Here is an 11880-nt window from a genome sequence, read left to right on the forward strand (position 1 = left end):
CCTTTTCCGGCGTAACTCAGTCGGTCGGGCGCGCACGCAGTTGCGACCACAGGTCGTTCGGCTGCCACCAGGTGCGAATGCCGAGGTCACGGGCGATCTCGGCGGCCGCGAGGTAGCCGGGCAGCCCGGTCACGTTGCCACCGGGGTGCACGCTGGAGCCGCACAGGTACAGCCGCTCCGGTTCGGGCGCGCGGTAGGGGCGGCCTCCGGGGAACGGCCGGTCCACACCGCGCTGGCCGGGGCCGTTCCAGCCGTGGAACAGGTCGCCGCGGGCCATGCTCGGGAACCGCCGCTCGGTGTCCAGCGGGCTGCCCGCGAAGCTGCCGAGGATGTTCTCGCCGCCGACGTTCGGCGCGTACCGCCGCCAGAAGTCGAGGATGGCCTGCAGCTGCTTGGGCTTGTGCCGGTCCCAGTTGAGTGGGTCGCCGTCGAGCGCGTACGGCGCCTTCTGCCACATGAACGCCGCGTGGTGACCGGGCGGCGCCTGGCTCGGGTCGTGCACGGTGGGGCAGCCGCCGATCAGCATGATCCGCTCGGACAGCGTCCCGGTCCGGGCGTTGTCGTAGAGCCGGTAGACGTCCTCCGGGTCGTCCAGGCCGAGGAAGGTGAGCCGGGCGTCGTTCACGTCCGGGTTGTGCTCGGCGGCCAGGTAGTCGGGGGCGTCGCGCAGCGCGGCGTTCACCCCGAAGATCTGCCCGACGCTCTGGTAGGTGTACTTCTCGGCGGCACCGGTGGTGGTGGCGCCGACCCGGCCGGGTTCGAGCAGCTCCAGGAAGGTCTGCTGGGGGTTCAGGCTGCTCGCGACGAACGAGCGCGCCCGGATCCGCCGGCCGTCCGCGAGCTCCACCCCGACGGCCCTGCCGCTCTCGACCAGGATCCGCCGGGGGACCGTCTGCTCCATGATGTGCCCGCCGTGGTCGAACACCTCGTGCTTGAGCGCCCTGGTCAGGGAGTACGACCCGCCGACGGTGAGCTCGCCGGGCAGCTCGGTGGCCAGGAAGGTGGGGATCACCCCGCCCTGGCCGGTGACGTTGACGTCGACCTCGCGGATGATGCAGTAGTAGAGCAGCATCGCCTTGACCGCCGGGTGCTCGAAGTGCTCCTCGATGAACCACTTCGGGCTCAGCGGCAGCAGCCCCAGGTACTGGCGCCCGAGGGCGCTTCGGGCCAGCACCCGGTCGCGCTCGCCGTCGGGTATCGGCGGGGACGCCTGCTCGGGGCCGAGCAGCTCCCGGGTCAGCTCGCGGTAGGTGGTGGCGATCTCCCGCCACGCCTGCGCGTCCCGCTCGGACAGCGCGGCGATGGACTCGACGGTGCGGTCCAGGTCGGAGTACCAGCGGATCGCCCGGTGGTCGTCCAGGATCGAGACGATCGCCGGGTCGGGCCGCACGAACCGCACGCCCCAGCGGTCGAGCTCCAGGTCGCGGAACCAGGCCGAGGTGGAGATTCCCTTGAACGACACGGCGTGCGTGCCGTGGTAGAAGCCGGGCAGCGAGTTGTCCTCGGGGGTCTGCAGGCCGCCCCCGGCGTGCTGGCCGCGTTCGATGGACAGCGTCTTCAGCCCGGCGCGGGAGAGGTACGCCTGGGTGATGAGGCCGTTGTGGCCGGCACCCAGGATGATGCCGTCGTACTCGTCGAGATAACCCACCGTGCACCTTCCTTCACAGGATGTCGTGGACGATCCGGCCGCCCACACAGGTCATCAGGACCCGCGCATCGCGCAGCCGGTCCGGCGCGGTGATCGGGTCGGTGTCGATCGCCGTCCAGTCCGCGCGCTTGCCGACCTGGAGCACCCCGCGCTCGTGCTCGGCGAAGCTCAGCCACGCGGCGTCCTCGGTGAACAGCCGCAGCGCCTCGGCCGGGGTCAGGCGCTGGTCGGCGCCGAGCACGCCGTGGCTGTCGACGTCACGGGTCACCGCGTGCCACATGCCGGCCAGCGGGTCGGTCGGGGTGAGCGGGGCGTCCGAGCCGCCGCCGACCCGCACCCCGCCGTCCAGCCAGGAGCGCAGCGGTGTCGCGCGGGCGGCCGCGTCCACACCCCAGCGGGCCGCGAGCTTCGGCGCGACCCAGGCCTGCATCGCGGGCTGGGCCGCGACGCACACGCCGAGCCGGGCGGCGGTGCGGATGTTGTGCTCGGACGGCCACAGGTAGGCGTGGATGAGGCTGAACCGCAGGTCGGCGATCGGGTGTCGGGCGGAGACCTCGTCGAACACGTCGAGGGCGATGTCGATGGCGCCGCCGCCCACCGCGTGCACCCCCAGCGACCGGCCGGCCCGGGCGCACGCGGTGGCGACGTCGCGGAGCCGGTCGGTGGACATGACCTGGGTGCCTCGGCCGCCGTCACCGTCCGGATAGGGCTCCCGCACCAGCGCGGTGCCCATCGACGCGATGCCGTCGAGGAAGACCTTCACCCCGCCCAGCCGCAGCCACTGGTCACCGTCACCGGTTCGCCCGTCCAGATCAGCGGCCGAGCCGTCCGCGCCGACGACCGGCATCATCACCGTCCGCACCGTCAGCTCGCCTCGGTCCCGCAGCTCGCGGTACAGCGCCATGTCCGCCGCGCTCAGGCACGGATCCACCACGCCGGTGACCCCCACCGCGTGGTAGCGAGCCTGGACCGCGCGCAACGCGTCCAGCCGCTGCTCGCGCGAGGGCGCCGGCACGTGCCGGGCGACCAGGTCGAACGCCGGAGCCTCCAGCAGCTCTCCGGTGGGCCGCCCGGTCCCCGGCTCGCGGACGATCCGCCCGCCCGCGACATCGGGATGGTCGGCGTCGATCCCGGCGACGGCCAGCGCCGCGGAGTTGGCGACGGCCGCGTGCGCGATCCTCGGCAGGTAGACCGGACGGTCCGGGCAGGCCCGGTCGAGCTCGTCACTCGTCGGATGCCGGCCCTCGGCCAGGTCCTCGACGAACCACCCCTCGCCGCAGACGATCCAGCCGTCCGGGTGCCGGTCCGCGTGGTCGCGGATGCGCCGCTGGATCTCCGCGATGCTCCGGCAGCCGGCCAGGCTCAGCAGCCGGTCCTGCATGCCCACCCACAGCATGTGGTTGTGGCTGTCGATCAGTCCCGGCACCACGGTGGCGCCCGGCAGCGAGATGCGCCGAACCCCCCGGCCCGAGTCGGCGGCGCGGTCTCCGATGGCGGCGATCCGCCCGTCGCGCACCAGCATCGCGCTCGCCAGGGGCATCCGGGGGTCCATCGTGATGATGGGCGCCGTGACCAGGAGGTCGCCGTTCATCGCACGACCTCCTGGCGCGCCGAGTCGAGCCCGTGCCCCGAGGTCTCGGCGATCGCCCACACGCACGCCAGGCTGAGCACGCAGAGCCCGACCATGTAGGCGGTCACGCCGGCGGAACTCCCGCCCGACCCGTGCAGCGCCGTGGCGGTGACCGGCGCGAGACCACCGCCGAGCACGGCCCCGAGCTGGTAGGCCAGCGACGAACCGCTGTAGCGCAGCGCGGTCGGGAACAGCTCGGCGAACATCGCGCTCTGCGCGGCGAAGGTCGCGGCGAGCAACCCGGCCATCACCACCACGGCGGCCACCACCGCGACCGTCGACCGGTTGTCGACCAGCGGGAAGAACGCGAACGACCACAGCAGGCACGCACCCGTCCCGCCGAGGTACACCGATCGCCGCCCGACCCGGTCCGACACCGCGCCGAACACCGGCAACAGCACCAACTGCAGCGCGGCGCCGCCGAGGATCGCGGCCAGCAGCACCACCCGGTCCAGCCCGAGGACCCGGGAGCCGTACGAGAGCACGTACACCATGTACAGGTAGCCGAGCGCGTTGCCCGCCACGAACGTCCCACCCGCGAGCAACACCGCGCGGCCGTGCTCCCGCAACACCGTCCCGACCGGAAACCGAACCGCCCCGCCGCCCCGGGCCGCCTCGACGAACACCGGGCTCTCCGCGACCCTGAGCCGGATGAACATCCCGACGCCGATCAGCACGACGCTGCCGACGAACGGAACCCGCCACCCCCACGCCGCGAACTCCCCGGCACTCAGCCCGGCCGAGACCGCGAGCAGCGCCGCGTTCGCCAGTATCAGCCCGGCCGGCACTCCCATCTGCGGAAACGCGCCGTACACGCCGCGGCGCCCGCCCGGCGCATGCTCGACGGCCATCATCGCCGCGCCACCCCACTCGCCCCCGACGCCGATGCCCTGCAGGGCCACCAGGGCCACCAGGGCGACCGGGGCGAGCACGCCGATCGACGAGTACTCCGGCAGCAACCCGATCCCCACCGTCGCCGAGCCCATGATCATCAGCGACGCGACGAGCACCGACCTGCGCCCGTAACGGTCCCCGAGGTGCGCCAGCACGACGGCGCCCAGGGGACGCGCGACGAACCCGACGGCGAACGTCCCGAACGCCGCGAGCGTCCCCGCGAACGGGCTCAATGCCGGGAAGTACCGAGGGGCGAACACCAGCGCCGCGGCGGACCCGTAGAGGAAGAAGTCGTACCACTCGATGGTGGTGCCGGTGAAGCACGCGGCGAGGACCCGCCGCCGATCGCCCGTGCCCAGAACCTGATCCGTCATGGTCGACTCCTCCGGCTGGCTGGTCTGCGACTGTACGGACGATCGGACTGGCATTACAGTCCACCTGCGTGCTGGAAAACCAGACCACTTTGCCGTTTGCGCTGCTCCTGGACGAGCTGGACCGACGACCCGAGACGACCCGCAGGGCACGCCTCGAAGCGCTGCTGCGAGAGGCCGTGCAGTCGGGCAGGCTCCCCGCCGGGGCCGCGCTGCCGGCCAGCCGCGAGCTCGCCGGCGAGATCGGATGCTCCCGCTGGGTCGTGGTGCAGGCCTACGAACAGCTCGTAGCGGAGGGGTTCCTCGAGTCCCGGGGCGGCGCCCGCACCCGCGTGCGCGACACGCCCCGGCCACAGCGGCGACCCGCCGCCCGGCCCCGACCCGACGGCGTGCCGGTCCGGATCGACCTCACCGCCGGACAGCCCGACCTCACGGCGTTCCCGCGAGCCGCCTGGACCCGCGCGACGCGCAAGGTCCTCGCGTCCATCGACCCGGCGGACCTCAACTACATCGAGCCCGGGGGCGTCCCGCGCTGCCGCGAGGCGATCGTCGAGCACCTCCGGCGGGTGCGCGGCGCCGTTGCTCACCGCGAGGACGTGCACGTCTGCGCCGGCACCTCCCACGCGCTGGGCCTGCTGTGCCGGGCCGCCTACCGCACCGGGCACCGCGCGATCGCCGTCGAGGAACCCGGCTGGCCACCGCTGCGGGACTTCGCCGAAGGCGCCGGCCTGCGACCGGTCCCGGTTCCCGTCGACGACCAGGGGCTCCGAGTCGACGCGCTCGCGGACCACCCAGAGGTGCGTGCCGTGCTCGTGACCCCCGCGCACCAGTTCCCGGCCGGGGTCGTGCTCTCGCCGCGCAGGCGCAGCGCGCTGCTCGACTGGGCACAGCAACGCGACGGCCTCATCGTCGAGGACGACTACGACGCCGAGTTCCGCTACGACCGCAGGCCCGTCGGATGCCTGCAGGGCCTCGCGCCCGACCGCGTCGCGGTGGTCGGGTCGACCAGCAAGACCCTGGCCCCCGGCCTGCGGCTGGGCTGGCTCGTCACCCCGCCCCACTGGTCGCCGCACATCGAGGCGACCCGCCGGGCGATCGACCTGGGAATCTCCACCCTCGACCAGCTCGTCCTCGCCGAGCTTCTCGAATCGGGCACGCTCGCCCGCCACATGCGGCACATGCGCAAGGCCTACGCCAGCCGCAGGACAACCATGCTCCACGCGCTGCGGCGAACCCTGCCCGCGGCCAGCGTCGTCGGCATCGCCGCCGGGCTGCACATGCTCGTCGAGCTACCCGGACATGTCGACGAAGAGCAACTCATCGACGACGTGGCCGCGGAAGGCGTGAAGGTCTACGGACTACGCCGCTACCAGCGAAGCGACCCCGTCCATCCCGGTCTGGTCCTCGGCTACGCCCGTGCGACCGACGCCGCGATCAACGAAGGCATCCAGGTACTGGCCCGACACATGAGCCCGTGACTCACCGGACTAGCGGGCGGACGTCCTCGGCCACGAAGCGCACGAAGCCGGCCGGATCGGGCTCGTCCACAGCCGGCTGCAGGACCACCGTGTCGGCGCCCGCCTCCGCCCAGCGCGTGACCGCGTCGGCGACAGCGTGCGCGTCGCCGGCCACGCCGAGCTCCGGATCCGTGCGTGTCGCCCGGCGCCGCTCGGCGTCGAGCCGCTCGGCCGCGCCGGGCCCGGTCGTGGCGAGCAGGTAGACGGTCACCGGGTGCGGGTCCGTGCGCCCACCGACCGCCCGTCCCTCCTCAATCAGCGCGCGAGCCTTCCGCACCCCGTCCGGCGTGGTGCTGGCGGTGAGGATGGTGCCGTCGGCGGCCTCGCCGGACAGCCGCAGCGACCGAGGCCCGGTCGCGCCCGCCAGCACCGGGGGCACCGGCGTGGCCGGCGGCCAGTCCAGGCCGACGTCGTCCAGCCGCACGTACCGCCCCTCGACGGACAGCCGCTCACCCCGCAGCAGTGCGCGCAGCGCGGTGAGGTGCTCGCGCAACAGCGTCGTCGGCGACTCCACCCGCGCGCCGACCTGCGCCATCCAGTCCTGCACGCCGTGCCCCACGCCGATGCTCGCCCGCCCCGGGAACAGCCGGTGCACGCTGGCGATCTCCATCGCGGTCAGCGCCACGTTGCGCAGCGGCACCGGCAGCAGCCCGACCCCCACCCGCACCCGCTCGGTCCACGCCAGCACCGCCGCCACGTTCGCGATCCCGCCGCCCCAGAAGCAGTCCTCCCACAGCCACAGCTCGTCCAACCCGACGTCCTCCGCCGTCCGCGCCAGCTCACGCAGCCGCTCCGGCCGAACCTGAGGCAGGCACACGGCACCAACCGTCGTCATGTCGCCATCTTCGTCGATAGGGCTGACGGTGCCCGCGAGGCACGCCCAAGCATTGTCCGATGATCATCGGTGACCCAGGTGGAGCATCCTCGTCACCAGTCGAGGACCGAGCCTTTGCCGGGTAGTTTTCGAGTCTTCTGCGGCAACTGACGAGGTCGATTCCGGAATATTGCTCACTGGCGCGGCAGACTCGCTGATTGGTGAGAAGTGCGAGCGTCGACCTGAACGCGGCGACGGATAGATTTGCGCAACGGAAGGCTATATTTTATTCGATGAATTTTGAATGAACAGGGCAGTTGTGTTGCGTATCACGTCGCCAGGGGAATCGTTGGCTCCGGCGTAACCCTTCGAAATCAAGGAGGATTTGTGAACGCAGGTCGACGGCAATCGGCGGATGTGCGAATTCGGCGGCGACGGTGGGTGCCTCGGTGGCTGACTACGTGTGTTGCCATTGTGCTCCTCGGTGCCATTGGGGCTGTTGAGCCGGCGTCTAGGCCGTCGGTCGACCCTTGCATGGAAGACGATTCGCTGCTTGCGAAAGTGCCCGTCGTGTGCGCACCCGTGCTCCCGGGCGGCCCGATGCCTCCCGGAGCCACCTGGGCGCCGAATCGGCCCATGGAGCCTTCGGGGCACCCGGCGCCCACTTCACCTGTGCGGAACGCTTCGTCCGAGTCGGCGCTCCTGGACGCCTCGACGCCAAGGCTCCAGCAGCCTTCGGGAAGACTGCGACGCCCGCTCGCATTACCGTGTCCAGGCGGTACAACGAATCACGTCGGACCCGCGCAACCCTTCAGTTGTTTAGCTGTTTATCGAGACAACGGCAATGCCGGACATCCGGTGCTGTTGCGGCAGGGTCGCTCCGGTGAGACCGGCTTTGGTCTCGTACACGTTCTTCAGGACCATAATCTGCATGAGGAGTCGATCGCCGCCGCAATCGTGAACAACGTTGCCCCAATTGCTCGGCGCGACGGTCGCCGCGATTATGTGCTGGAGGGGCGATTTGCTGGTGTAGGTATAATGCGGGTGCGGGTCGTCGAAGAGCCTCGACCCGAGCCGGAATCCGGGGATACTGAAAGCCTGGGAGTTTTGACGGCCTTTTGTGAAGGGGTAGATCGTTGTCCGGACTCGGTGAATGAGACCATAGAGGCAAGCTTCGAAGGGTGAGACTGCACGATGAACGAGCACGAGGTCGAAGAGCTTGCGGCCGTGGTCAGGGCCGAGTGGGCCGATGGGTCGGCGCGCGACAGCGTTGAGACGACCGATGTCGGGGGCGAGCCCGAGCCTCCGGATGACACCGGAGAGACCTGGTTTCGTGCTGGATGGCCGCTGGGTGCCCCGGCGCCGGTTCTTCAGAGCTCCACGGCTCGTATCCGATTCATTTCTGCCAAATCTCTTGGCGCTACTCTTGTTTGCTGTTTCTCTTTGGACGAAGATCCTCAGCAATACCTCATGTGTTTCGATCTCGCGCCGGTGCCTCCGGGTGGACTCAACATATTGGCTGGTCGTGTCGGCGTTGAGATCGGCAAGCTGGCCAGTTCGCGGGATTGGGACAGGACCCAGCGAGGCGTGCTCCCCGTGTCATCGTCTCTCACTATCGTGCTGCCGAGCACCAGTTGGGGGGGATCTCGTTCGGGCAAATAGACCGGCGCACGATCTCCTGAGACCTCCCACTTCCCATGGAGGCTTTCCGCGGACCCGTAGCGCTAGATGTTGATCTCCTCGAGCTGTGCGAAGATCTCGGCCCGCCTGGCCTCGAACTGGCTGGGCAGCTGGAAGCGGGTGCCCAGTTCCTTGGGTGACTCGTCGCAGGTCCATCCGCCTTCCGCGTGGGTCACGGCGAGCTCGACCAGCATGCCTCCGGGCGAGCGCACATACACCGACTTGAAGTACTTGCGGTCCTTGAGCTCGGAGATGTCGGTGTATCCCGCACCTTCGATCGCGAACTTCAGCTCGTCCTGGTTCTCCAGGGTCTCCGCGTTGAAAGCGAAATGGTGGATCGTGCCCTCGCCGAGTGTCCAGGTGCCGGGGTCGTCGGTCCGGTTCACCACCAGCTCCACCGCGCCGCCCTGGGCGGGCTTCCCGACGACGAGCCGCACCCTGTCGCCCTCCTCGAGGGTGTCGCCCGCGCCGAGGTGGCCGTCGCTGAACTCCACCATGTTGTCCGGTTTCGCCACGTGCACCCCGATGCCGTAGATCCCGTGGATCGCGTGTTCCTCCGGCACCCCGCCGCCGGTGTACCCGCGCCGAGGGTCCTGGTCGACCTCGACGAGGGCGTACTCGATCCCGCACGGGTGGCGGAACAGCAGCCGCCGCCGGTCGAAGACCGTGACGCTCCGGCATTCGATCGCGTGCCCGGTCAACCGGGAGTTCCAGTAGTCCAGGGAGCCGGCGGGCGCGGAGAGCAGCACCTCGCGTGCCTGGTTGGTGCCTCGGCGTCCGGTCAACCCGACCTTGCCGAGCGGGAAGGTGGTGACGACCGCGCTCGGATCCCCGTCCGCGTTGCTGTAGTACAGGTGATAGATCGGAATGGACCCGTCGAACAGCACCGTCCGCTTGATGAAGCGCAGTCCGAGCACCGCGACGTGGAAGTCGACGTCGGCCTGCGCCGCGCCGACGGACAGCGTGACGTGGTGGCTCCCCGCTAGGTGTGGCATGGCGTGTTCCTCCTGATCGATGGTGTCGACGCTCAGCCGGCCGGTTGGGGGCGGCGGAGCTGGATCTCCCAGCTTGCCCGCTCGACGAGCTCGCCGAGCTCGAGCAGGCGCGGCTCCCGCCACGGCGGGGCCGTCAGCTGTACCCCGACCGGGAGCCCGGCGTCGTCGAACCCGGCGCGGACCGCCAGGGCCGGCAGGCCGGTGAGGCTCTGCGGGGCGGTGAAGGTGATCACCTGCTCGCGCGGGGCCGGGTCGGCCGCGCCGATGAGGGGAGGACCGACGGCCGAGATCGGCGACAGCAACACGTCGACGTCGCCGAACAACCGCGCCAGCGCCGAGCGCAGCAGCGTCCGTGCTCGTTGCGCCTCGACATAGTCGGCCAACCCCACCGTGCCGGCCAGCTCCAGCCGCGCCCGTACGTCCGCGCCGTACTCGCCGGCCCGCCGGGGCCACAGGCCCAGCTCGGTGTGCGTCCGGTGGCCCTCGACGAGCAGGGTGGTGGCCAACGTCGGGTAGACCGGAGGCAGGCCGGGCGCCCTGACCAGCTTCGTCTTCACACCGAGGCCGTCGAGGACCGAGACCACCGCATCGCGCGCCGACTCGGCGACCGGCCCGGGTCGGACCTGGTCGAGGTCCGGGCAGATGCCGACGGTCAGGTCGCGGCGCCCGGCCGGCTCGGGCGGTTGATCCGCGAGCACCCGCCACAGCAACCGGAGGTCGGCCACGGTGCGCGCCATCGGGCCGAGGTGGTCCAGGGAGGGCGCGAGGGCGATGGTGCCGGTGGTGTCGATCGCCCCGTAGGTCGGTTTGAGGCCGGCCACTCCGCAGAAGGCGGCCGGTATCCGGATCGACCCGGCGGTGTCCGAGCCGATCGCCAGCGGTGCATAGCCGGCCGCCAGCGCGGCCGCAGACCCGCCACTGGAGCCGCCGACCACCCGGTCGGGGTTCCACGGGTTGCGGGTCGGCCCGAACGTTGCGCTCTCGGTGGTGATGCCCCAGCCGAACTCGTGCGTGGCGCCCTTGGCCAGCACGATCGCCCCCTCGGCGCGCAGCCGCTCGACCGCCGCCGCGTCCCGGTCCGGCGTGTGACCGGCGAACATGCCCGAGCCGTAGGCGGTGGCCAGCCCGGCGGTGTCGACCAGGTCCTTGACCACCACGGGAAGGCCCTCCAGCGCCCTCGGCCGCCGCTCCCGCCACCGCCGGGCGGAGGCGGCGGCGTCCCGGCGGGCACGCTCCAGATCGCGCGCCCTCAGGGCGTTGAGCGTCCCGTCCAGTCGGTCGATCCGGTCGGTGAGCACGTCCACCACTGCCACCGGCGAAAGCTCGCCGTGCCCGTAGCATTCGAGCAGCGAGGTGGCCGGGAGGTAGCAACTCTCCGCATCCATCGGCGCGGGTTACTCGGTCGTGCCCGGCGAACCCAGGATCTCCACGCCGAACCGCGAGGCCAGCGCGGACAGCGCGTCCGGATCGGGCGGGGCGGCGGCGGGCGGCGGTTCGGGCGCGGGGGCCGGTTGCGATGCGGCACGGACGAAACCGTCGGCGCCGTCGGCGAGCGCCGGGCTGAAGCCGACCAGGAAGCGCGCCCCCTCCGGCGAGAGCACCGAGTGCAGGTGCGGCACGTTCCTCGGGGCGAACACGGAGTCGCCGGGCCCGGCGAGCGTGGACTCGTCGCCGACCCGTACGCGCAGCTGTCCGTGCACGACGTAGAACCACTCGTCCTCGCGGCGGTGGATGTGCAACGGCGTGCCGCTGCCGCATCGGGCGCGATGATCGACGAGCGACATCCGGCCCGCCGTCATCTCGGCGGTGCACTTCCAAACCACCAGCATGTCGAGGAACCAGCGGGCTTCCTCGCCGCCGTCGGGCCGGGCCACGCCGGCATGCGAAGCGTCGGTGCTGACATCCATGGCAGCCCTTCCAGCGAATAAGGATAATTGAGTAACTAAGATCCATGAAGCTACATCCGACTGCTGAGCAGGGCAAGAGGCTTATGCTGGCGGCGTGCACGACTGGCCCGCTGACGAGCAGTTCTGCCCGCGTTACCACCACGCCGTCGAGCTGATCGGGAAGCGTTGGACAGGTGTGGTGCTACGCGCCCTGCTCTCCGGGCATCAGCGCTACGCCGACATCCGGCGCGCGGTGCCGGGGCTGAGCGACACCATGCTGAGCGAGCGCCTGCGCGAGCTCGAAGCCGAGAACATCGTGGTCCGGCACGTCCTCGCCGGCCCGCCCACGCGCGTCGAGTACCGGCTGACCGACAAGGGCCAGGCGCTCAACCGGGCGGTCGCCGCGATCGCGGAATGGGCCGAGGAGTGGGTCCCGGCGCCGTGA

At 71.1% G+C, this 11880-nt stretch carries 11 protein-coding genes; 4 read left to right on the forward strand and 7 right to left on the reverse strand.

What is annotated here, in order from left to right:
- Positions 1-16 precede the first annotated feature (16 nt).
- Genes N912_RS0114535 through N912_RS51895 form a run of 3 tightly spaced genes read right to left on the reverse strand, consistent with a single transcriptional unit; the run spans position 17 to position 4546 of the window.
- Entirely contained in the window at positions 17-1648 is a 1632-nt protein-coding gene (locus N912_RS0114535; protein ID WP_028923009.1) for a phytoene desaturase family protein, read from the reverse strand.
- Positions 1649-1661: 13 nt separating this feature from the next.
- A complete protein-coding gene (locus N912_RS0114540) occupies positions 1662-3239 on the reverse strand; it encodes an amidohydrolase (RefSeq protein WP_028923010.1) in 1578 nt (525 codons plus the stop codon).
- Entirely contained in the window at positions 3236-4546 is a 1311-nt protein-coding gene (locus tag N912_RS51895; protein ID WP_051580175.1) for an MFS transporter, read from the reverse strand. The genes N912_RS0114540 and N912_RS51895 overlap by 4 nt, the downstream gene beginning before the upstream one ends.
- Positions 4547-4614: 68 nt before the next feature.
- Here N912_RS51895 and pdxR point away from each other — a divergent pair, with 68 nt between their 5' ends.
- Positions 4615-6021 (forward strand): MocR-like pyridoxine biosynthesis transcription factor PdxR, encoded by a 1407-nt coding sequence (gene pdxR, locus N912_RS0114550; protein ID WP_028923011.1) that lies wholly within the window; start codon positions 4615-4617, stop codon positions 6019-6021.
- 1 nt (position 6022) lies between these two features.
- Here the strand turns inward: pdxR and N912_RS0114555 are convergent, their stop codons facing one another.
- On the reverse strand, positions 6023-6895 hold the full coding sequence (locus N912_RS0114555; protein ID WP_028923012.1) for an LLM class flavin-dependent oxidoreductase: 873 nt from the start codon (positions 6893-6895) through the stop codon (positions 6023-6025).
- An 837-nt stretch (positions 6896-7732) separates the two neighbouring features.
- Here N912_RS0114555 and N912_RS63505 point away from each other — a divergent pair.
- Positions 7733-8059: a hypothetical protein gene (locus N912_RS63505; protein WP_156993559.1), complete on the forward strand. Its 327-nt coding sequence runs from the start codon at positions 7733-7735 to the stop codon at positions 8057-8059.
- Positions 8060-8068: 9 nt separating this feature from the next.
- On the forward strand, positions 8069-8536 hold the full coding sequence (locus tag N912_RS63510; protein ID WP_156993561.1) for a hypothetical protein: 468 nt from the start codon (positions 8069-8071) through the stop codon (positions 8534-8536).
- A gap of 62 nt (positions 8537-8598) precedes the next feature.
- On the opposite strand, the gene N912_RS0114565 is transcribed toward N912_RS63510, so the two are convergent.
- Genes N912_RS0114565 through N912_RS0114575 form a run of 3 tightly spaced genes read right to left on the reverse strand, consistent with a single transcriptional unit; the run spans position 8599 to position 11423 of the window.
- Positions 8599-9549, reverse strand: coding sequence for a VOC family protein (locus tag N912_RS0114565; protein ID WP_028923013.1), 951 nt, complete (start codon positions 9547-9549; stop codon positions 8599-8601).
- A gap of 32 nt (positions 9550-9581) precedes the next feature.
- On the reverse strand, positions 9582-10934 hold the full coding sequence (locus tag N912_RS51900) for an amidase (protein WP_051580176.1): 1353 nt from the start codon (positions 10932-10934) through the stop codon (positions 9582-9584).
- A 9-nt stretch (positions 10935-10943) separates the two neighbouring features.
- Complete coding sequence (locus N912_RS0114575; protein ID WP_028923014.1) at positions 10944-11423, reverse strand: cupin domain-containing protein; 480 nt, start codon at positions 11421-11423, stop codon at positions 10944-10946.
- A 127-nt stretch (positions 11424-11550) separates the two neighbouring features.
- Between N912_RS0114575 and N912_RS0114580 the strand changes: the two genes are divergently transcribed.
- Positions 11551-11880 carry a winged helix-turn-helix transcriptional regulator gene (locus N912_RS0114580; protein WP_028923015.1) on the forward strand — a complete coding sequence of 110 codons (330 nt, stop codon included), beginning with the start codon at positions 11551-11553 and terminating at the stop codon, positions 11878-11880.

Source organism: Actinospineispora acaciae DSM 45401 (genome assembly GCF_000620785.1).
GTDB lineage: Bacteria > Actinomycetota > Actinomycetes > Mycobacteriales > Pseudonocardiaceae > Pseudonocardia > Pseudonocardia acaciae.